Origin of the sequence: Kosakonia oryziphila, assembly GCF_900094795.1 — a bacterium.
GTDB classification, from domain to species: domain Bacteria; phylum Pseudomonadota; class Gammaproteobacteria; order Enterobacterales; family Enterobacteriaceae; genus Kosakonia; species Kosakonia oryziphila.
On sequence record NZ_FMBC01000040.1, the window covers coordinates 1 to 22,215 of the forward strand.

Annotated in this window: 19 protein-coding genes and 1 pseudogene; 10 read left to right on the forward strand and 10 right to left on the reverse strand. The window is 53.0% G+C overall.

What is annotated here, in order from left to right; translation table 11 throughout:
• From tnpA to clpS, 3 genes are all read right to left on the reverse strand, one after another.
• Positions 1-203: IS200/IS605 family transposase (gene tnpA / locus GA0061070_RS17625; RefSeq protein WP_139109763.1), on the reverse strand; the 203-nt coding region annotated here is incomplete at its 3' end.
• A 167-nt stretch (positions 204-370) separates the two neighbouring features.
• Positions 371-2,659: an ATP-dependent Clp protease ATP-binding subunit ClpA gene (gene clpA / locus GA0061070_RS17630; RefSeq protein WP_090137326.1), complete on the reverse strand. Its 2,289-nt coding sequence runs from the start codon at positions 2,657-2,659 to the stop codon at positions 371-373.
• A 31-nt stretch (positions 2,660-2,690) separates the two neighbouring features.
• Complete coding sequence (gene clpS, locus GA0061070_RS17635) at positions 2,691-3,011, reverse strand: ATP-dependent Clp protease adapter ClpS (RefSeq protein ID WP_090137327.1); 321 nt, start codon at positions 3,009-3,011, stop codon at positions 2,691-2,693.
• Between the two features lie 598 nt (positions 3,012-3,609).
• On the opposite strand from clpS, the gene cspD reads away from it, so the two are divergent.
• A complete protein-coding gene (gene cspD / locus GA0061070_RS17640; protein ID WP_090137328.1) occupies positions 3,610-3,831 on the forward strand; it encodes a cold shock-like protein CspD in 222 nt (73 codons plus the stop codon).
• Positions 3,832-3,901: 70 nt separating this feature from the next.
• Here cspD and macB read toward each other — a convergent pair whose 3' ends face one another.
• Both macB and macA read right to left on the reverse strand, forming a co-directional pair.
• The gene (gene macB, locus GA0061070_RS17645) at positions 3,902-5,848 is read right to left on the reverse strand and encodes a macrolide ABC transporter ATP-binding protein/permease MacB (RefSeq protein ID WP_090137329.1); all 1,947 of its coding nucleotides are present in this window, start codon (positions 5,846-5,848) and stop codon (positions 3,902-3,904) included.
• Positions 5,845-6,960 (reverse strand): macrolide transporter subunit MacA, encoded by a 1,116-nt coding sequence (gene macA, locus GA0061070_RS17650; protein WP_090137330.1) that lies wholly within the window; start codon positions 6,958-6,960, stop codon positions 5,845-5,847. Before macA ends, macB begins: the two co-directional genes overlap by 4 nt.
• Before the next feature lie 161 nt (positions 6,961-7,121).
• On the opposite strand from macA, the gene GA0061070_RS17655 reads away from it, so the two are divergent.
• The gene (locus GA0061070_RS17655; RefSeq protein WP_090137331.1) at positions 7,122-8,078 is read left to right on the forward strand and encodes a VirK/YbjX family protein; all 957 of its coding nucleotides are present in this window, start codon (positions 7,122-7,124) and stop codon (positions 8,076-8,078) included.
• On the opposite strand, the gene GA0061070_RS17660 is transcribed toward GA0061070_RS17655, so the two are convergent.
• Positions 8,075-9,733 carry an ATP-dependent endonuclease gene (locus GA0061070_RS17660; protein WP_090137332.1) on the reverse strand — a complete coding sequence of 553 codons (1,659 nt, stop codon included), beginning with the start codon at positions 9,731-9,733 and terminating at the stop codon, positions 8,075-8,077. The two genes, GA0061070_RS17655 and GA0061070_RS17660, sit on opposite strands and share 4 nt — an antisense overlap.
• Before the next feature lie 224 nt (positions 9,734-9,957).
• On the opposite strand from GA0061070_RS17660, the gene GA0061070_RS17665 reads away from it, so the two are divergent.
• The 3 genes from GA0061070_RS17665 to hcr all read left to right on the forward strand — a co-directional run bounded on the left by GA0061070_RS17665 (position 9,958) and on the right by hcr (position 13,637).
• Positions 9,958-10,857, forward strand: a complete 900-nt coding sequence (locus tag GA0061070_RS17665; RefSeq protein ID WP_090137333.1) for a LysO family transporter — start codon at positions 9,958-9,960, stop codon at positions 10,855-10,857.
• A gap of 148 nt (positions 10,858-11,005) precedes the next feature.
• Entirely contained in the window at positions 11,006-12,658 is a 1,653-nt protein-coding gene (gene hcp, locus GA0061070_RS17670) for a hydroxylamine reductase (protein ID WP_090137334.1), read from the forward strand.
• Between the two features lie 10 nt (positions 12,659-12,668).
• On the forward strand, positions 12,669-13,637 hold the full coding sequence (hcr, locus tag GA0061070_RS17675; protein ID WP_090137335.1) for an NADH oxidoreductase: 969 nt from the start codon (positions 12,669-12,671) through the stop codon (positions 13,635-13,637).
• 103 nt (positions 13,638-13,740) lie between these two features.
• Here the strand turns inward: hcr and GA0061070_RS17680 are convergent, their stop codons facing one another.
• The 3 genes from GA0061070_RS17680 to GA0061070_RS17690 all read right to left on the reverse strand — a co-directional run bounded on the left by GA0061070_RS17680 (position 13,741) and on the right by GA0061070_RS17690 (position 15,685).
• Complete coding sequence (locus GA0061070_RS17680; protein ID WP_090137336.1) at positions 13,741-14,169, reverse strand: DoxX family protein; 429 nt, start codon at positions 14,167-14,169, stop codon at positions 13,741-13,743.
• A 392-nt stretch (positions 14,170-14,561) separates the two neighbouring features.
• Positions 14,562-14,987: a hypothetical protein gene (locus GA0061070_RS17685; protein WP_090137337.1), complete on the reverse strand. Its 426-nt coding sequence runs from the start codon at positions 14,985-14,987 to the stop codon at positions 14,562-14,564.
• Positions 14,984-15,685 carry a hypothetical protein gene (locus GA0061070_RS17690; RefSeq protein ID WP_090137338.1) on the reverse strand — a complete coding sequence of 234 codons (702 nt, stop codon included), beginning with the start codon at positions 15,683-15,685 and terminating at the stop codon, positions 14,984-14,986. Before GA0061070_RS17690 ends, GA0061070_RS17685 begins: the two co-directional genes overlap by 4 nt.
• A 210-nt stretch (positions 15,686-15,895) precedes the next feature.
• Here GA0061070_RS17690 and GA0061070_RS17695 point away from each other — a divergent pair.
• The 5 genes and pseudogenes from GA0061070_RS17695 to GA0061070_RS17715 all read left to right on the forward strand — a co-directional run.
• A pseudogene (locus GA0061070_RS17695) lies at positions 15,896-16,165 on the forward strand (Tn3 family transposase); the annotation flags it as partial.
• 150 nt (positions 16,166-16,315) lie between these two features.
• Entirely contained in the window at positions 16,316-18,034 is a 1,719-nt protein-coding gene (poxB, locus tag GA0061070_RS17700) for a ubiquinone-dependent pyruvate dehydrogenase (RefSeq protein WP_090137339.1), read from the forward strand.
• Positions 18,035-18,071: 37 nt separating this feature from the next.
• Positions 18,072-19,070: a low-specificity L-threonine aldolase gene (gene ltaE / locus GA0061070_RS17705; protein ID WP_090137340.1), complete on the forward strand. Its 999-nt coding sequence runs from the start codon at positions 18,072-18,074 to the stop codon at positions 19,068-19,070.
• A 9-nt stretch (positions 19,071-19,079) separates the two neighbouring features.
• Positions 19,080-20,516 (forward strand): DUF2867 domain-containing protein, encoded by a 1,437-nt coding sequence (locus GA0061070_RS17710; protein ID WP_090137341.1) that lies wholly within the window; start codon positions 19,080-19,082, stop codon positions 20,514-20,516.
• 94 nt (positions 20,517-20,610) lie between these two features.
• Positions 20,611-21,624 (forward strand): NAD-dependent epimerase/dehydratase family protein, encoded by a 1,014-nt coding sequence (locus GA0061070_RS17715; RefSeq protein ID WP_090137342.1) that lies wholly within the window; start codon positions 20,611-20,613, stop codon positions 21,622-21,624.
• 5 nt (positions 21,625-21,629) lie between these two features.
• Here GA0061070_RS17715 and GA0061070_RS17720 read toward each other — a convergent pair whose 3' ends face one another.
• Positions 21,630-22,208 carry a hypothetical protein gene (locus GA0061070_RS17720; RefSeq protein WP_244153165.1) on the reverse strand — a complete coding sequence of 193 codons (579 nt, stop codon included), beginning with the start codon at positions 22,206-22,208 and terminating at the stop codon, positions 21,630-21,632.
• Positions 22,209-22,215: the final 7 nt, after the last annotated feature.

Sequence of the window (22,215 nt, forward strand, 5' to 3'; positions counted from 1 at the left end):
ATTTTTACTAGCAGATGAACATGATCTAACTGAACATTCAGCTCCACTACTTCTATTCCGAGCTGTTCACTTGAAATCCTTATCTGTTTGTAAACTTCTTTGCCAACATTGTTCCGTAGGATGCGAAATCGGCATTTGGGTGTCCAGACTATATGATATTGACAACACCAAAGCACATGAGATGCTTTTGTGAACCTACTCATGGTTAAATCCTTATCAGTTATGGGGATAACGGATTCGGATTTTCCCATGGGTAGCATTACTGGCAGAGCCAACTTTTTGCTGACCACCTCCACAGGAGGTGGCATTCAGATGAGCGTAAAAAAACCGGGTTCACATGAGCCCGGTTTTTAGTTGCTAACAACAGAGATTAATGCGCCGCTTCCGGTTTGTGCTTCTGAGCACTCTGGAAGTCATACTCCAGCACACCTTTTTCCTGATTCAGCGTCACGGTTACCTGACCACCATCAACCAGCGAGCCGAACAGCAGTTCGTTGGCCAGCGGTTTTTTCAGGTTGTCCTGGATAACACGCGCCATCGGGCGAGCACCCATGGCACGGTCATATCCCTTCTCGGCCAGCCAGTCGCGAGCTTCCTGGCTGACTTCCAGCGACACGCCTTTCTGATCCAGTTGTACCTGGAGTTCGACAATAAATTTGTCGACCACCTGATGGATCACCTCGGTAGACAAGTGATCGAACCAGATAATGTTGTCCAGACGGTTACGGAACTCTGGTGTAAAGATCTTTTTAATCTCTTCCATCGCATCGGTGCTGTTATCCTGGTGGATAAGGCCGATGGATTTACGCTCGGTTTCACGCACCCCAGCGTTGGTAGTCATCACCAGCACCACATTGCGGAAATCGGCTTTGCGCCCGTTGTTATCGGTCAGCGTACCGTTATCCATCACCTGCAACAGCAGGTTAAAGACATCCGGGTGCGCTTTTTCGATTTCATCGAGCAACAACACCGCATGCGGATGTTTGATCACCGCATCGGTCAGTAGACCGCCCTGATCGAAACCGACATATCCCGGAGGCGCACCAATCAAACGGCTGACAGTGTGACGCTCCATATACTCGGACATATCGAAGCGCAGCAGCTCAATACCCAGCGCTTTCGACAACTGTACCGTCACCTCGGTTTTCCCCACACCGGTTGGGCCGGCAAACAGGAAGGAACCGACCGGTTTATGGTCCTGCCCCAGCCCTGCACGGCTCATTTTAATGGCTTCGGTTAACGCCTCAATGGCTTTATCCTGGCCAAATACCAGCATTTTCAGGCGATCGCCGAGATTTTTCAGCGTGTCGCGGTCGCTCTGAGAAACACTTTTCTCAGGAATACGCGCGATGCGCGCAACAACCGATTCGATATCCGCCACATTGATGGTTTTCTTACGCTTGCTCACCGGCATCAGACGCGCACGCGCGCCCGCTTCGTCAATAACGTCAATCGCTTTATCCGGCAAATGACGGTCATTGATGTATTTCACCGCCAGTTCTACCGCTGCACGCACCGCTTTCGCCGTATAACGTACATCGTGATGCGTTTCATACTTCGGCTTCAGGCCATTGAGAATCTGCACCGTTTCCTCAATGGACGGTTCAGTAATATCAATTTTCTGGAAGCGACGCGCCAGAGCGCGATCTTTTTCGAAGATGTTGCTGAATTCCTGATAGGTGGTAGATCCCATCACGCGGATTTTACCGCTGGACAGCAGCGGCTTAATCAGGTTAGCCGCATCAACCTGCCCGCCGGACGCAGCGCCTGCACCGATGATGGTATGGATCTCATCGATAAACAGAATACTGTTACTGTCCTGCTCAAGTTGTTTCAGCAGCGCTTTGAAACGTTTTTCAAAATCACCACGGTATTTGGTACCGGCCAGCAGCGAACCAATATCAAGCGAATAGATAGTGCAGTCGGCCATAATTTCCGGCACATCACCCTGCACAATCCGCCAGGCCAGCCCTTCGGCAATCGCCGTTTTACCGACACCGGATTCGCCAACCAGCAGCGGGTTGTTTTTACGGCGGCGACACAGCACCTGCACCGCTCGCTCAAGCTCTTTACTACGGCCAATCAGCGGGTCGATACCGCCGACACGAGCAAGCTGATTAAGGTTGGTGGTGAAGTTCTCCATACGTTCCTCCCCGCCTGCTTGCTCTTCGCTGTTCACCTGGCTGCTACTGCTGCTACCTGCATCCGATGACGGCCCCGGTTCGTCTTTACGCGTACCGTGTGAAATAAAGTTCACCACATCAAGGCGGCTCACTTCATGTTTGCGCAGCAGGTAAGCCGCTTGCGACTCCTGCTCGCTAAAAATGGCAACCAGCACATTCGCCCCGGAGACTTCACTACGACCGGAGGACTGAACGTGAAACACCGCGCGCTGCAAAACACGCTGGAAGCTGAGCGTCGGCTGCGTGTCGCGCTCCTCTTCGCTCATGGGTAGAACGGGTGTGGTTTGTTCGATGAAGGCTTCGAGTTCCTGCCGCAGCGCCACCAGGTCCACGGAACACGCTTCAAGCGCTTCGCGGGCCGAGGGGTTACTGAGCAACGCCAGTAACAAGTGCTCGACGGTCATAAACTCATGTCGGTGCTCGCGCGCTCTGGCGAAAGCCATATTTAAACTGAGTTCCAGTTCTTGATTGAGCATAGGGCACCTCCCCCAAGTTTCATGCCTGCATTCAGGCTCTTTCCAGCGTACACAGCAACGGATGCTCGTTCTCCCTCGCGTACTTGTTCACCATAGAGACCTTAGTCTCGGCAACTTCGGCGGTGAAAACACCACAGATAGCCTTGCCGTGATAGTGAACCGTAAGCATCAGTTGCGTTGCACGTTCTACATCATAAGAAAAGAACTTTTGTAGCACGTCAATAACAAATTCCATCGGCGTGTAATCATCGTTCATTAACAAGACTTTATACATGGATGGCGGTTTTAGCGCATCGCGCAATTTTTCTTCCGCCAATTGGTCGAAATCCAGCCAGCTATTACTCTTACCCATCGTTAGCGCTTCATCTTAGGTTACAGGTTCCGGCGGCGTTTAATCGGCCGATTACATGAGTCTGGATGTATTTTTAATCTATACCCGTCATGCTTCAAGTTGCATGTGTGTTGACTTTTTTATTCGGCTCATCCCTGAGCCTCACTCCTTCGGGGCCGCTGCTTACAGCGTTCAAATCTGCTCCCGGCAGATTTGTCACTCACCCCAGTCACGGACTTATGTAAGCTGCTGGGGGTTACTGAGAGACATCCTGTCTCTCACCGGAGGCCAACCTTCGGTTGGGCAAATTCGTTCCCGACGAATTTGTCGCTGCGTCGCCGCCTTCCTGCAACTCGAATTATTTAGGGTATACATCAGATGTCAGATAACAATCATCTATCGTTGCCATCCGCGACGGCTGTCACATTCTGTTGTCATAGCGTTAACTGCATCAAAATTTTGATGCGTCGCCTCCCAGAACCCCAGCCAAACGCTTGACGCAGTATACGATTTATCTAAATTGTACAGTCGAGAGTTGGTGAGGTTTTGAACAGCCCGCTCGCTCTGCCACCGGTTCATTCCATCTTACTTAAATAAGATTTACGAAGGATGTCGAAGCATGGAAACGGGTACTGTTAAGTGGTTCAACAATGCCAAAGGGTTCGGTTTTATTTGCCCTGAAGGCGGCGGCGAAGATATCTTCGCGCATTACTCCACCATTCAGATGGATGGTTACAGAACGTTAAAAGCCGGACAGACAGTCCGGTTTGATGTACACCAGGGCCCTAAAGGCAATCACGCCAGCGTTATCGTGCCCATCGAAGTGGAAGCCATGGCCTGACGCCAGCAACCGCAACCTCATTGTGTACATGCCGCAGTTAAAATGCCAGCCCAATCGGCTGGCATTTTTATTACTCGCGAGCCAACGCATCCACGGGATCCAGGCGCGCCGCATTGCGCGCTGGCAACCAGCCAAACAGCACCCCGGTAAACGTTGAACACAAAAAGGCAGTGATCAACGCAACCGGTGAAAAACCAATTTCCCAGCCCGGTAAAAAGAGCTGCAAAATAAACGCGATCAACATTGAAAGCGTTACGCCGAGCGCGCCACCCACCAGACAAACAAACACAGCCTCAATCAGGAACTGCGACAACACATCGCCCGCTCTGGCGCCCACTGCCATCCTGATGCCGATCTCGCGGGTTCGCTCGGTCACCGAGACCAGCATGATATTCATCACACCGATACCACCAACCAGCAGGGAAATCACCGCCACCAGCGTCAGGAACAATTGAAGAGTACGTGTGGTCTTTTCCGCGGTTTTCAATACCCCGTCCATATTCCAGACGAAGAAATCTTTTTTTCCGTGCCGCAAATTCAGCAGCCGGGTGAGTTGCTGTTCAGCCTGCTCACTGCTGTAGCCATCTTTCACCCGAACGGTAATAGAGTTTAGCCACGACTGGCCCATAATGCGCCCGGAGATAGTCGTGTAGGGCAACCAGACGCGCAGTATTTTGCTGCTGCCGAACATAGATTGCTTCTCTTCCACCACGCCAATCACCGTTGCGGGCATATTGCCGACCAGAATCACCTCACCCACAACGCTGGTTTTATTGGGAAATAGCTGCCGGCGGGTATTACTGTCGAGCACCACCACCTGCGCCCGTCTCTTCTCCTGCTCGGCATTAAACGATGCCCCTTCGCTGAAGGCCATGCCATAAACATTAAAATACTGTCCGCTCACACCATTCGCGCTGGCCGCGACATCAATATTGTCATTGCGCAGACGCAGGTTTTGCGAAACCGATGGTGTCGCCGAGCGCACCCACGACTGTTTCTGGATCGCCAACAAATCGTCATATTTCAGCGCCTGTTGGTATTGCGGCTTGTCATCGCCAAAATCCTTACCGGGATAGACATCAATGGTGTTGGTGCCGATCGAACGGATATCCGCCAGCACAAGCTGCTTCGCCGCATCGCCCACGACGACAATCGAGACCACGGAGGCGATACCGATAATAATGCCGAGCATGGTCAACAGCGTGCGCATCTTATTTGCCGCCATTGCGCGCCAGGCCATGGTCAGCGCTTCGTGAAAACGGCTGATAAACTGTCGCCAGCCCTTTGCCTGCACAGACACTGCATCTCGGTTATCCGCTGTAATCGCTTGTTCGCGGGCCGGAGGATTACTGATAAGTACACCATCGCGAATTTCAATCACTCGCTCAGCCTGTGCCGCCACTTGCGGATCGTGGGTAACAATAATCACCGTATGCCCGCGATCGCGAAGTTGGTGGAGGATCGCCATCACCTCTTCGCCTGAGCGGCTGTCCAGCGCACCGGTGGGTTCATCGGCCAGAATGACCTGCCCTCCGTTCATCAAAGCCCGGGCGATGCTGACGCGCTGCTGCTGGCCGCCAGAAAGCTGAGAAGGTTGATAATCCGTCCGCTCGCCCAGGCCAAGGCGCGTAAGTAACTCTCTGGCGCGTATCAGCCGCGCTTTACGATCGGTTCCGGCGTATACCGCGGGCACTTCAACATTCTGCGTGGCCGTCAGATGTGAAAGCAGATGATAACGCTGGAAGATAAAACCAAAATGCTCGCGCCGCAGTTGCGCCAGCGCATCGCCGCTAAGCGTGGAGACATCTGTTCCGGCAACGCGGTATGTACCGCTGGAGGATTTATCCAGACAACCAAGTATGTTCATCAGCGTCGATTTACCGGAACCCGAAGCGCCGACAATCGCCACCATTTCACCGGCATTAATACTGAGGGTAATTCCCTTCAGTACCTCCACTTGCTCGTCACCTGAAGGATAATTGCGGCGAATATCCGTCAGTTCAAGAAGTGCCGTCATCGGGCAGCTCCGCGATTCAGCTCGCCGATCACCACTTCATCACCGGCATCCAGCCCTTTCACCACCACCACATCAGTATCATTACGCGCGCCCAGCATCACTTCGCGCTCACGGGGTTCGCCGTTACGCAGCACTTTCACTTTATAGCGATTATCGCCAACCGGATCGCCCAGCGCCGACAATGGGATAGTCAGTACATTTTTCAGGCCGGTCAGTTGAATATGCACCTGCGCGGTCATATCCAGGCGCAATATGCCCTGCGGGTTAGGCACTTCAAAGCGAGCGTAATAGAAGATAGCGTCATTGACCTTCTCCGGCGTCGGCAGAATGTCTTTCAGTTCCCCTTCATAGCGGGTGCCGGGATCGCCCAGCACGGTGAACCACGCCTTTTGCCCAGGCTTCAGATGGATAACATCCGCCTCTGAAACCTGTGCTTTAACCAGCATAGTGCTCATGTCGGCCAGCGTCAGGATGTTAGGCGCCTGTTGTACCGCAATCACCGTTTGCCCTTGCAAGGTGGTAATTTGCGTCACTTGACCAGCCATCGGCGCCAGAATGCGTGTGTAGTCGAGATTTTTTTTTGCGGTATCCTGTGTCGCCTGGTTGCGTTTTATCTGCGCATCAATAGTGCCGATCTGCGCCTCTTTAACCGCCACATCGGTGGCCGAGGTATCCAGATCCTGGCGGGAAATAAGATTGCGTTTCACCAGTTGTTGCTGACGCGCCAGTGTCACCTGCGCCAGTTTCAGTTCCGCCTGCGCCTGACGGCGTTGCGCACGCAGCTCCATTAGCGTGGCGCCCACTTCTTTGATCTGGTTTTCTGCCTGATCCGGATCGATAACCCCGAGCAACTGATCCTTTTTGACTTTATCGCCAATATTGACCAATAGCGTTTTCAATTGACCATTCACCTGTGCGCCAACGTCAACTTTACGTAATGCATCAAGCTTGCCCGTCGCCAGTACGCTCTGTTGCAATTCGCCAGGGCGGACAATTAGCGTCTGATACTGCACCACCGGTGCGTTTAATTTTCCCCACAGCCAAAAGGCGGCCAGTAAAATGACGACCACCAGTACGATAAATACCGTCCTGCGTTTTCCCTTAAGTTTCATAAAAATCCCGAATAATGTGGCACGCGGCCTGTAGTAACATGTTTAAATAAACAAAATATCAACGAAACAGAAAATTCTTAATCTCTCCATTTTTTATTTAAATGCTGTTGAAGCGCAGCCTGATGGAATAGCGATCTCTGTTGAGATAAATGGATTTCACTATGTCCACCATTGCCGACACAACACATACCGATATGCCTCTGCCGAAAACGGCCTGGCAACTCTTTTATTCCCTGTCTTCTGGCAAACTGATGCCTGGTCTGGCATGGCATCACCCTGCCTATCGCGGCAAATTTCTGCTACGTTCGCTGGCCACACCGTTCAGCACCGCCCGTTTTCTCACGCGCCTGATACGTCAGCCCATGCTGGCAAAAATATTACAGGTGCAGCCTGGTTTACCTTGCCGTCTGCATCGCCCATGGTTGTCCGTGAATATCAATCGTACACAAGCGTCCGACGCGGTGTGCTGGCATTACGACGCGATAACGACTCTGCTGCCCACCAGGATGGTCAACGGCTATCTTACCAAGGCAGGAATCACCGTTGCACTGTTAAACGGTAAAGACGAGCAGCAGTATTCGTTGCGTCTGTGTTCAGAAACCATGCTGGGCAAGGAAGGTGAAGCAACGCTGGTATTCTGCGATGCGCAGAATACCGTACTGGCCGGGCTGACATTTACCCTGTGCCAGTTTGCCGGGAAAAATACGCTGTATATTGGCGGGTTACAGGGAGCCAAAGCCCACGTGCCGCATGAACTTATTCAGGCGGCGACCAAATCCTGTCATGGTCTCTTTCCAAAACGCCTGCTGGTAGAAGCAGCGATGACGTTGGGACAGTTTGTGAACGTGCAGCAGATCCGTGCTGTCAGCAACGAAACACATATCTATCGTAATATTCGTTACCGCCGAAAAAAGCAGGGGCAATTGCACGCAGATTACAATAGTTTTTGGCAATCGTTGGGCGCCGTAGCTGACGCGTCGGGTGATTATATCCTGCCACTGGAGATACCGCGTAAACCGATGGAGGCGATCGCCAGTAAAAAACGCGCAGAGTACCGACGCCGTTACGAATTACTCGATAGTCTGCATACCCAGACTGTCAGCCTCTGCCGGAACTAATCCGCTCGCCCGCGCGCCAGCCACAGCACGCGGGAAAACATCCTGCGCAGCAGAGGCGGTACAGCATCTATACCACGGCGCCCCGCCTCCATTGCCACTTCTATCGCCAGATCCGGCTTCGATGAGCGGTGAATCGCTTTGATGATCACCCGGCGCATATTCATTCGCACGTTTTCCGGCAGTTGCGCCACCCGATGATAAATGTCGGCAAAACCTTCCCGATACATAAAATGTTCCATATCCCGCGCCGGTAACTCAGTCAGATGCTCCCGTGTCTTGACGTGATCATTATCCAGCAGGCCGCGCACCGTCTCGGCATACTTTTTCCCCGCTTCATCGCCGTCCACCAGCACATGCCATTCAATGCCCATACGGCGGGCAAACTTCACCAGCGGTTTTAACCCGGACTGGGCAAATTCAATAACTTTCACCCCTTCAGCATCAAAATGATGACCACACTGGCGCGCCAGTTCGTTAATCACCCAGGTTTCTGTCTCACCTTCCACCAACAGCCAGCAGCGGGCAAACAGCGAAGAGGCGCGATTGAAGCGGATATGGAAAGCGATACGCCGCGCATCTTCGGAATTTAAGCCGCTGGGCCCAAGGCGCCAGGCTGCGACACGTGACGATTCGCGCACCAGTCGACAGACATGTTCAACCGGCGTCATTGACAACAGCTCGCCAGAATTGGTCGTTGTCACTTGCTGCAACGGCAACAAATTCAGCAGTTGCCAGGCAACCGATAGCATTATCGGATGCAGCCGTGTTTCAGGATCTTCCACCAGCAGCAACGGCCGCGCATCACGGTCGAGACGTACGGTTCCTTTCGCCTGCAATAAAGTGGCAAAAAAACTCAGCAGGATCACCCGGTACATACGGCCGCCGGGTTTGTCGATCATACGGTTGATAATATCCAGATAGCGCCAGCTAAGCTGTTCATCATGGGAGCGACGCCGCATCAGACGCTGGTGCGAAGCCCCGCTGCCTTGTTCAGCAAAGTAGTGTTCCAGCAGTTGCACCATCGCAGAAAGACCGTGACGGATCTGCCCGTCCGTCAAATTTTGCGGTCGGGAGACCAGCTCGCGGGAGAGAAAGTCAAGCTGCCGGGCAGTGGTTTCCATTTCGGGTGTATCAGGCATCGTACCGCTGCGGATACGCCGTAAAAATCGCGCATCGCGCAGACGCAACACCGGCATCAATCGCACCAGATGACGGGCACATTCGTCGATATCGGGAAGATTGAGCAACTCTCCCTTTTCATCCAGAAAACCGCGTAATGTCATCACGCTGCCATCCTCAGACAGCTCACCTTCATGGCGATAAAACAGGCGATGGTACCCGTCATGACTGGGTACCCAGCATTCGGCAAGAGGACGATAGCGTCGCACGCGGTAGCGCCCCGGCTCGGACTCACGGAAAGTCAGGATAATGTGCAGATGGTGCTCACGCCCCAGAATATCTCCCGGAGGGAACCAGAAATCCTCGCGAACAAAATGGTAGAGATCGGTTTCCGGTGACAGTAATAACGTTAACGCATCTAGCAAGCTGGATTTACCCCAGGCATTCTCACCAATCAGCACGTTATTCTGCTCAAGTAGCAACGATAAACGGTTGATGCCGCGGAACCCGACAATTTCTACACGCTCCAGAATCATTCTTCCCTCCGGCTAATTCCGTCTTTTTCGTCTATGCTCTTCGGGAAGTATAGCGGGGTGAGAGGCGCCATGATATGCGCTAAGTACAAAATTTTATTGAAAAATATGCAGCACGCCGGGCTTTTCTTTACGTTATGACTACGTCTTTTCACGGCTTTACTCAGTTACTGCCTTTCGGTAGTGTGTTCGGCGCTTACTCATATTTGCAAGGATTCAGGCCGTTCATGCTTTCAGGATTGCTAATTATTCTTCTGCCGCTGATCGTCGGCTACCTCATTCCCCTGCGTCATACAGCAGCTCTTAAACTGATCAATAAATTACTGAGCTGGATTGTTTACCTGATCCTGTTTTTTATGGGGATAAGCCTCGCATTCCTCGACAATCTCAGCGCCAATCTGCTGTCGATATTTCACTATTCAGCGGTAAGCATCGTGGTGATCCTGCTGTGCAATGCCGTTGCATTGTTATGGCTGGAGCGTACTCTACCTTGGCAGCACCAACATCAGCAGGAAAAACTGCCTTCGCGCCTTGCCATGGCGCTGGAATCCCTGCGTCTGTGCGGCGTGGTGGTCGCCGGTTTTGCCATTGGCCTCAGCGGGCTGGCGTTTTTACAGCATGCCACTCAAGCCAGCGAATATACGCTGATCTTCCTGTTATTGCTGGTCGGTATCCAGCTACGTAACAGCGGTATGACGCTGAAGCAGATTGTCCTCAACCGCCGCGGAATGATTATCGCCGTGGTGGTAGTGCTCAGTTCGCTGGTCGGCGGCGCAATCAACGCATTACTGCTTGGCCTGCCGCTCCGGACAGGTCTGGCGATGGCCTCCGGTTTTGGCTGGTATTCGCTGTCAGGGATTTTGCTGACCGAATCTTTTGGCCCGGTCATTGGCAGCGCAACTTTCTTTAATGATCTGGCGCGCGAACTGATCGCCATTATGCTAATCCCCGGCTTAGTACGCCGCAGCCGCTCCACGGCGCTAGGCCTATGCGGTGCAACGTCAATGGATTTTACTCTGCCGGTACTCCAGCGAAGCGGCGGTCTGGAGCTGGTGCCTGCGGCCATTGTTCATGGTTTTATCCTCAGCCTGCTGGTGCCATTGCTCATGGCCTTCTTCTCTGCCTGATACCTCTTTGGCGGTAACTTTTTGCCGCCAAAATTGCGCTAAATCAATCTCCCTGTAAGTTGCACCGAAAAGCGCTTTTAAGGCTTCGCTCACCAGCATAATCTTAAACATGCATTTAAAATATAACTTTAACTGTGAAGGTGTGACCATGTTTTGTGTGCAATGTGAACAAACCATTCGAACCCCGGCAGGTAATGGCTGTGCCTACGCGCAGGGGATGTGCGGTAAAACCGCCGAAACATCCGACCTCCAGGATTTGCTGATTGCCGCGTTACAAGGGCTCTCTGCCTGGGCCTGCAAAGCCCGTGACTACGATCTGATCGATCATGAAATCGACAATTTCGCGCCACGTGCCTTCTTCTCGACGCTGACCAACGTAAACTTCGACTCCGTACGCATTGTCGGTTACGCCCGTGAAGCGATCGCCAAACGTGAAGCGCTGAAAGCGCTCTGCCTTTCTATCGACCCGAACGCCAGTGTTGATAACCCGATGGCTGAGCTGCAACTGGTCAGCGACGATCTGGGTGAATTACAGCGCCAGGCAGCAGAATTCACACCAAACAAAGACAAAGCCACGATTGGCGAAAATATCCTTGGTCTGCGCCTGCTCTGCCTGTACGGCCTGAAAGGCGCAGCCGCCTATATGGAACATGCACACGTTCTCGGGCAGTACGACAACGATATTTATGCCCGCTACCATAAAATTATGGCCTGGCTGGGTACCTGGCCTGCGGACATGAACGCTCTGCTCGAATGTTCGATGGAAATTGGCCAGATGAACTTCAGCATCATGAGCATCCTCGATGCCGGCGAAACCAGCACTTACGGCCATCCAACGCCAACCCAGGTAAACGTTAAAGCCGTCGCCGGGAAATGCATTTTAATCTCCGGTCACGACCTGAAAGATCTCTATAACCTGCTGCAACAGACCGAAGGCACCGGCGTTAACGTCTATACCCACGGTGAAATGTTGCCGGCACATGGTTATCCTGAACTGCGTAAATTCAAACATCTGGTCGGCAACTACGGTAGCGGCTGGCAGAACCAGCAAGTGGAATTCGCCCGCTTCCCAGGCCCGATCGTGATGACCTCCAACTGCATCATCGATCCAACCGTCGGTTCTTATGACGACCGCATCTGGACCCGCAGCATTGTTGGCTGGCCGGGCGTGAACCACCTCGAAGGCGACGATTTTGCACCGGTGATCCGCCAGGCACAGCAAATGTCCGGTTTCCCGTTCAGCGAAATTGAACATCTGATCACCGTCGGGTTTGGTCGTCAGACCCTGCTTGGCGCGGTGGATTCGCTGATAGACCTGGTGAGCCGCGAAAAACTGCGCCACGTCTTCCTCGTCGGCGGCTGCGACGGCGCTCGCGGCGAACGTAATTACTTCACCGATTTTGCCACCCAGGTGCCGGATGACTGTCTGATCCTGACGCTGGCCTGCGGTAAATATCGCTTCAACAAACTCGACTTCGGCAACATCGAAGGGCTGCCGCGTCTGATCGATGCTGGTCAGTGTAATGACGCTTATTCGGCGATTATTCTGGCAGTGACGCTGGCGGAAAAACTGGGCTGCGGCGTGAATGACCTGCCGCTATCGCTGGTGCTCTCCTGGTTTGAACAGAAAGCGATCGTCATCCTGCTGACCCTGCTGTCGCTGGGCGTCACCAATATCGTTACCGGGCCAACCGCGCCGGGCTTCCTGACACCGGATCTGCTGGCCGTGCTGAATGAGAAATTTGGCCTGCGCCAGGTCACAACCGTTGAACAGGATATGCGGCAGTTGTTGAGCGCATAAGGAGATAACGATGACCATGCCAACCCCTCAATGCCCGTGGCGCATGCAGGTTCACCATATCCGTCAGGAAACGCCGGATGTCTGGACGCTGTCGCTGTTATGCCACGATTACTACCCGTATCGCGCCGGGCAGTACGCGCTGGTAAGCATTCGCAACAGTGCCGACACGCTGCGTGCTTACACGCTTTCATCCACGCCGGGCGTGAGCGAATACATTACGCTGACTGTTCGTCGTATTGATGATGGCGCAGGTTCCCGGTGGCTGACCCGGGAGGTAAAACGCGGCGATTATCTGTGGCTTTCCGATGCACAGGGAGAATTTACCTGTGATAAGGAACCGAACGATAAGTTGTTGCTGCTGGCGGCAGGGTGTGGCGTGACACCGATTATGTCGATGCGTCGCTGGCTGGCGAAGTATCGACCACAGACCGATGTGCAGGTGATCTTCAACGTACGTTCGCCGCAGGATGTAATTTTCGCCGACGAATGGCGTGAATACCCTGTCACGCTGGTGGCAGAAAATAACGCCAGCGCCGGTTTTGCCTCTGGCCGTCTGAGCCGCGAACTGCTCAGCCAGGTGCCGGATCTGGCCGCGCGCACGGTGATGACCTGCGGCCCGGCACCGTATATGGATTGGGTTGAGAGCGAAGTGAAAACGCTGGGCGTAACGCGTTTCTTTAAAGAGAAATTCTTTACCCCTGTCGCGCAGGCTGCCACCAGTGGGTTGAAGTTCAACAAACTCTCGCCGATGAAAACTTTCTATGCGCCGGTAGGCAGCACGCTGCTGGAAGCGATGGAGAGCAATAAGGTGCCAGTAAATGCCGCCTGCCGCGCCGGGGTTTGCGGATGTTGTAAGACGCAGGTGATTTCCGGAGAGTATAGCGTTAGCAGCACCATGACGCTGACGGAGCAAGAGATTACCGATGGTTATGTGCTGGCCTGCTCCTGCCATCCACAAGGGGATTTGGTGCTGGCATAATGCTTTCTGCGTAAAATAAAACGCCCTTCCTGTGTGGAGGGCGTTTTCCAGGTCTCATTGACCGGGTATTGTCTTGACGATCCGGCTCTCTGTTAACGCTGTACTACTTCCACGCCGGAGCCACGGAATAGCGGCCCGCGCCAATAAAAGCAATCACCAGCGCAGCAATAAAGAAGTAAACAATACTCTCAATCGCCCACGCGCCAGTCGCATCCAGAGTACCCGTTTTACCAATGCCAACCAGTAACCACGCCACTACCATAGTAAACGCCAGCACCAGCGCGGAAGGACGGGTCAGAACGCCCAGAATGATCAGGATCGGGCACAGCACTTCGCCAATCAGCACGCCATAAGCAATAAAACCCGGCAACCCTTTTGACACCAGCATACCCGCAATACCATCAATACCGCCGATTAATTTATGCAGCCCGTGAAACAACATCAATCCGCCAACCAACAAACGCAGTAATAGTCGGCCAAGATCTTCATGTGAAAACATATTATTAACTGCATTTAACAATGATTTAACCATTTGAAATGATTCCCGTTTTCATCGATCCTTGTCAGAGTAGGAGTTTGAGGTTCAATCGTGTAAAAAACCACGATAACAGCCTAACAAATTGTTTTTATTAAAAATAAAATTCCTGTTTTGATCTGTGTGAATGATTTGTTTTTTAGCTTTATTTAAGAAACCCGGTATCAACCGGGCTTAGAGCCTATCCCATTAGGCTATTTTATTTGCCATTTTGGTCCTGGGCAGTGCTCACACAAAATGCCATAACATTTTGAACGCCGCTTGCGGCGGCCCTTTAGGGCGAGCGAAGCGAGTCATCCTCACGTATTGAGTGTACGCTCCGGTTGTTGCGCGCTGTCCGTGCCCAAACTGGCTGCAACAATATACGCCTACTGGGCCAGGCTCTTACTCTATTCCTTATCTACCATCTCGACACGAATGGCGTTTGGGTTTTCATCAACACCCACCGATACTGTGACATTCGGATCTTTGCCTATCCAGCAATCCCCATTGCTATTGCACATTCCTGTTTTTTTATACCCGTTTTTCTCCAGGTAGGAGTCAATTTGGCTTGAATCCGTTGTGCCGGAAAATATCGCCTGATAAATCAGTGCAGGATTAGGTCCGGACACATTGCTGTAATGGAAGCGGTAGGCGTTACTGACGCGAGGCATATTTTTAAGCAATTCCGGAGTATAAAAATTATATTCCTTCTTATCTTGTTCTGTATAATCAGCACCATCAGCAAATTCCATTCTTAGATATTTTAAGCCATAAAAAATACTAATTACGCATACCACCAGAACGGCCAACATAATCTTCACTGACTTCTTCATGCTCGCGGTTCTCCCCTGCCAAAACGGATAAAGCCCCGATTAGGGTCAATAATACGGACATCTTCAGATTTCCACCTGTTATAAGGAGTGATGGTTTTCATGAAGTTTGGTAATTGCCCAAAGTGTGGTCTGCTGTTGGGAAAATGGGCAGGATCAGGGAACAGCAGTGGCTTAAAAGTTTCATTTTTCCATGAGCCTATTTTTCCGTAATGATCCCACCGTTTTAAAGCCTCTTTCTTGCTTACCGGTTTCAGGTAGCTGAACACGTTGTTCATACACGACATCACCCGGTAGAAACCGAGCAGGTCCGATACCAGATCTTCACCGCTGAATCCGCTATCAGTAGCCCAGCTGAAAGGGAAAGAACCCTGAAGCCCCTCAAACCTTCGGGCTACTGTCATCATCATGGCCAGAGCAATGCTTTGTTTTTGATGATATGGCAGGCCTTTTTTGAGGCGCCAGGTAATTGATTTACCGACCGTCAGACGACGCTTGAGACCAACCATTGATTGTTTATATGTAACATTATAAGTTTCCCCGCTTTGGGATTCACCCCGCAGCATTTGAGCCCACATATTTCGGATATCTGTACCCTGCGCATGTCCGAGATCCACCCAGCCCAATACTTCCGTATATATCAATCCGTATGAACTTCTTTGTGCCAGATTACCATCAATAATTTCGCTTCTTATACTCATCCTTATTTCCCTTCCATTTGGTATCAGACATCAGTTATTGAACCGATATTTTCCGTTTTCTTTATAAATTAAGATGCTACTTTAGCATTAATTTTTATGCTGCCAGAAATAATTACGATAAGAAAAGCTACCAACTTAATCGGTACGCTTTTTCAGACGAAAATAGGTAGCACGAGAGATACCTGTTTTCTCCGCCACCATTTTCAATGCTACCGTGAAGGGCAGGAAGATCAGTTGGGTGCGCTTGGTCTTGTCACTAACTCGGTAGTACTGTGGAATTCTCTTTATATGCAGGAGGCGCTTTCACACCTTCGCTCAACAGGCGAAACGCCAGAGGATAAGCATATTGCCCGGCTTTCGCCACTGATGCACGGTCATATCAACATGCTGGGGCACTATACGTTTACCCTGCCGGAAGAGATTTTGAAGGGAGAATTGAGGTCAATAAATTTCAATTTAAACAATGAATTATCTTCTTAACGTGTTTTTTTACACTATTGGACCTCAGACCCCGAGTATTACGGAATGTAACTGAAATAAACCCCTGTTTTAAAAAAGGACATCGTTAATCTCATGGCAGGGAGAATCATTGACTAAGCTTGTAAGCAAGATCACAAAAAGGAGCTTTCCATGAAACAGACTGTGGCTGCTTATATTGCTAAAACCCTTGAACAAGCGGGTGTTAAACGGATTTGGGGAGTAACCGGCGATTCTCTTAACGGGCTGAGCGACAGCCTGAATCGCATGGGCACTATTCACTGGATGCCGACGCGTCATGAAGAAGTCGCCGCCTTCGCCGCCGGAGCGGAAGCACAACTGACCGGGGAGCTGGCCGTTTGTGCCGGTTCGTGTGGGCCGGGAAATTTGCATCTGATCAACGGCCTTTTCGATTGCCACCGCAACCACGTTCCGGTGCTGGCAATTGCCGCCCACATTCCCTCAAGCGAAATCGGTAGCGGCTACTTCCAGGAAACCCATCCCCAGGAGCTGTTTCGCGAATGTAGCCACTATTGCGAACTGGTTTCCAATCCGGAACAGATCCCGCAGGTGCTGGCGATCGCCATGCGCAAAGCCGTGCTTAATAAAGGCGTTTCCGTCGTTGTACTGCCTGGCGACGTGGCGCTGAAACCCGCGCCGGAAAGCGCCAGCAGCCACTGGTACAGTGCGCCGCAACCGGTGGTCACACCGACACAAGAAGAGTTACAAAAACTGGCGCAGTTGCTGCGCTACTCCAGCAATATCGCCCTGATGTGCGGTAGCGGCTGCGCTGGCGCGCACAAAGTGCTGTTGGCTTTCGCCGGGAAACTGAATGCGCCCATCGTTCACGCGATGCGTGGTAAAGAGCATGTGGAGTACGACAACCCGTACGATGTCGGCATGACCGGGCTGATTGGCTTCTCTTCCGGGTTCCACACCATGATGAATGCCGATACCTTAGTGCTGCTCGGCACACAATTCCCCTATCGCGCCTTCTACCCCACCGATGCCAAAATCATCCAGATCGATATCAATCCGGCCAGCATTGGCGCGCACAGTAAAGTGGATATGGCGCTGGTAGGTGATATCAAAGCCACTCTTGCCGCGTTGCTGCCGTTGCTGGAAGAAAAAACCGATCGCCGCTTCCTTGATAAAGCGCTGGCGGATTACCGTGAAGCCCGCAAAGGGCTGGATGATTTAGCGAAGCCGAGCGAGAAATCAATTCACCCGCAATATCTGGCGCAGCAAATCAGCCATTTTGCCGCTGATGACGCGATTTTCACCTGTGATGTCGGTACGCCAACGGTGTGGGCTGCGCGATATCTTAAAATGAACGGCAAGCGCCGCCTGATCGGTTCCTTTAACCATGGTTCGATGGCCAACGCCATGCCGCAGGCGCTCGGCGCAAAAGCGACCTACCCGGAAAGACAGGTCGTGGCACTCTGCGGCGACGGCGGTTTCAGCATGCTGATGGGCGATTTTCTCTCCGTTGTGCAGATGAAGCTGCCGCTGAAAATTATCGTCTTTAATAACAGCGTACTCGGCTTTGTGGCGATGGAGATGAAAGTAGGCGGATACTTAACCGACGGTACGGAGTTACAGGACACCAACTTTGCCCGCATCGCCGAGGCTTGCGGCATTACCGGGATCCGCGTGGAGAAATCCGCCGAGGTTGACGAAGCGCTCCAGCGCGCCTTCTCGATCGATGGCCCGGTGCTGGTAGATGTTACTGTTGCCAAAGAAGAACTGGCGATCCCGCCGCAAATCAAACTGGAGCAGGCCAAAGGCTTCAGCCTCTATATGATGCGCGCCATTATCAGCGGACGCGGCGATGAAGTCATCGAACTGGCGAAAACCAACTGGCTCAGGTAAAACAGATGCTTAACCTGGGCCAGAGAAAGGAAATGCCGTGATTGATTTACGTAGTGATACTGTAACCCGCCCGGGGCGCGCCATGCTCGAAGAGATGATGGCAGCCCCGGTCGGGGACGATGTTTATGGTGATGATCCCACCGTTAACGAATTGCAGCGTTACGCAGCAGAACTTAGCGGCAAAGAAGCCGCACTCTTTCTGCCGACCGGAACACAGGCCAACCTGGTAGCGCTGTTAAGCCACTGTGAGCGCGGCGAAGAGTATATTGTCGGCCAGGGAGCGCATAACTATCTCTACGAAGCGGGCGGCGCAGCGGTGCTCGGCAGCATTCAGCCGCAGCCAATTGATGCCGCAGCCGACGGGACGCTGCCGCTGGACAAAGTCGCGGCAAAAATAAAAGCCGATGACATCCACTTCGCGCGTACCAAACTGCTCAGTCTGGAAAACACCCACAACGGCAAAGTGCTGCCGCGTGACTACCTGAAACAGGCGTGGGAATTCACTCGCGAGCGCGGGCTATCGCTGCATATTGACGGCGCCCGTATCTTCAACGCTATCGTGGAATACGGCTGCGACCTTAACGCAATCGCGCAATATTGCGACTCCTTCACCATCTGCTTGTCGAAAGGCCTCGGCACACCGGTCGGTTCATTACTGGTGGGCGACAAAGCCTGGATCACCCGCGCCAACCGCTGGCGCAAAATGACCGGCGGCGGCATGCGCCAGTCCGGGATCCTTGCCGCAGCGGGTCTGTATGCGTTGAAGCACAACGTCGAGCGGCTGAAAGAGGATCACGAGAACGCCGCCTGGCTGGCCGCTCAGCTACAGGAGATTGGCGCCGACGTGATGCGCCACGACACCAACATGCTGTTCGTCCGCGTTGGTGAACCCGCCGCTGCGCTGAGCGCGTTTATGCGCGAACGCGATGTGCTGATCAACGCGGCGCCAGTGGTGCGGCTTGTTACCCATCTTGACGTCAATCGCCAGCAGCTAACCGAGGTGGTTCATCACTGGCAGGCTTTTTTACAGCACTAAGGAGCAGATGTGGCGCAGCGGATCCTGGTGCTTGGTGCCAGCGGTTATATCGGGCAGCGGCTGGTAGCCGCGCTCAGTCAGCAAGGCCACCAGGTCAAAGCGGCGGCGCGCCAGTTAACACGCCTGCAAAAGCAGCAGTTGCCGGGCGTGACCTGCCACACTGTCGATCTCTATTGGCCGCAGGATCTTCCGGCACTGCTTGTCGGTGTCGATACGCTCTACTATCTGGTGCACAGCATGGGCGAAAGCAGCGATTTAGTGGCGCATGAACGGCAAATCGCCCTGAATGTGCGCGATGCGCTGCGGAAAACCCCGGTCAAGCAGGTTATTTTCCTCAGTTCGTTGCAGGCAAAAGAAGCAACGGATTCTGATCATCTACTGGCGCGGCAATATACCGGCGATCTGCTGCGGGCAGCCGGTGTCCCGGTTACTGAATTGCGCGCCGGGATTATTGTCGGCGCAGGTTCGGCGGCCTTTGAAGTGATGCGCGATATGGTGTTTAACCTGCCGGTGCTAACGCCGCCGCGCTGGGTGCGTTCGCGTACCACACCGATTGCGCTGGAAAATCTTCTGTATTATCTACTGGAGTTGTTGCATCACCCGGCGGTGGAACACCGCGTGTTTGAGGCTGCCGGGCCACAAGTATTGAGCTATCAGCAGCAGTTTGAGCACTTTATGCGCGTCAGCGGCGTACACCGCCCATTGATCCCCATTCCGCTGCCAACGCGGCTGATCTCCGTCTGGTTTTTACATCTCATCACTTCCGTGCCACCAACCATCGCCAGGGCGCTGATCCAGGGTTTGAAACACGATCTGCTGGCCGATGATCGCGCACTGCGTCATTTAATCCCGCAAACACTGATCTGCTTTGATGATGCGGTGCGTCAGACATTGCAGGAAGAAGAAAAGCTGGTGAATTCCGCAGACTGGGGCTACGACCCACAGGCCTTCTCACGCTGGCGCCCACAATATGGCTACTATCCGAAACAGGCCGGTTATCAGGTAAAAACCACAGCCAGCCTCAGCGCACTGTGGGAAGTGGTTAACCGTATCGGCGGCAAAGAGCGCTATTTTTTCGGCAATCTGCTGTGGGAAACCCGCGCCGCGCTTGATCGTTTAATCGGCCACCAGTTGCCGCGCGGGCGTCCCGATCGCGCCTGGCTGCAAACCGGCGATGCAGTGGATAGCTGGAAAGTGATCATCGCCGAGCCAGAGCAGCAACTGGCATTATTGTTTGGCATGAAAGCACCGGGGCTGGGGCGGCTGACCTTTACGTTGAGCGACAAGGGCGACCACCGGCTGCTGGATGTCCGCGCCTGGTGGCATCCACACGGTATGCCGGGTTTGTTTTACTGGTTACTGATGTTTCCGGCTCATCTGTTCATCTTTCGAGGTATGGCGCAACAGATTGCCCGTCTGGCAGAAAAAAATAGTGAAAAAGTCTGACGGTTAACGTTTTTCTTTTACTTATCCCATTGCATCGCGGCGTAATTCACGGAAGAATGCGCGCGATAATTGCTTTTCAACACAGTGGATTGATATGAAGGTACTGGTCACGGGCGCAACCAGCGGTTTAGGCCGAAACGCCGTCGAATATCTGCGTCAAAAAGGGATCAGCGTCAGGGCGACGGGCCGCAACGAAGCGATGGGCAAGTTGCTGAGCAAGATGGGCGCCGAGTTTGTGCATGCGGATTTAACCGAGCTGGTTTCATCACAGGCTAAAGTCATGCTCGCCGATATCGATACGCTGTGGCACTGTTCCAGTTTCACTTCACCGTGGGGAACGCAGGAAGCGTTTGACCTGGCGAATGTGCGCGCCACGCGCCGTCTGGGTGAATGGGCTGTCGCCTGGGGCATACGCAACTTTATCCATATCTCCTCGCCTTCGCTCTATTTCGATTATCATCACCATCACAATATTCCGGAAGATTTTCGCCCGGCGCGTTTCGCCAACGAATTTGCCCGCAGCAAAGCCGCAGGTGAGCAGGTTATCGATCTGCTGGCGCAGGCGAACCCCAACACCCGCTTTACCATTCTGCGTCCGCAAAGCCTGTTTGGTCCGCACGACAAAGTGTTTATCCCACGGCTGGCGCAGATGATGCACCACTACCGCAGCGTGTTACTGCCGCGCGGCGGTGATGCGCTGGTGGATATGACCTACTACGAAAATGCCGTACATGCGATGTGGCTCGCCAGCCAGCAACAGTGCGACATGTTGCCCTCCGGACGGGCATATAACATCACCAACGGCGAGCCACGCTCGCTGCGCAGTATCGTACAGCGGCTGATTGACGATCTGGCAATCCCTTGTCGTATTCGTTCCGTGCCCTACACCATGCTGGATATGCTGGCCCGCAGCATGGAGCGTTTTGGCGACAAGCGCGCGAAAGAACCCGCATTCACCCACTATGGCGTGTCGAAGCTCAATTTTGATTTTACGCTGGATATCACGCGCGCGCAGGAAGAGCTGGGCTATGCGCCGATCGTGACGCTGGATGAAGGCATCAAACGCACGGCGCACTGGTTAAAAGACCACGGTAAACTGCACCACTGACAAACTCAGAACGGCCCGGATTTAATCTCAGATATCCGCTGGCCGCTCTTATCAATGTAGTACCACTCCCCGCCGCTCAAAGAGATATGCTCGCCTTCGCGCTGCGGTTTGCACCCGATGCAGACCAGCGCTTTGCCGCCATCAAACTGCGAAGCGTAATCATAGCGGGCGGCAATGTGGTTGCGAAAACTGTCATCCCAATAGCCCACTTTACCGTTCTGCGTTGAGCGCACCAGCCCCTCGACAAACCAGTCCGGCCCGTTCTCGAAATGAATCACTGGCAGATACTCGTGTGCAGAACGCACATAATAATCCGCATCCTGCTCCCCTGCTCCACGGGTATAACCGTGCAGCCCGACCCACGACATGCCATCGACATCATGGGTTTTGGCAAATAGCGCGGGTAAAAATACCAGCTTGCCCTCTTTCAGTACGGCGCACTCATCCAGCGTTTTCACACTGTCAGTTTGTTTGTCCCAGTAGGAACATGCGTACGGCGGGTTTGGCGCAGCGTGGACAGCAAAAGCCGCCATCAGCAATGCACCTGTCATGATGCGAAACACCATTTCCATTAACCTCGTCATAAAAAAC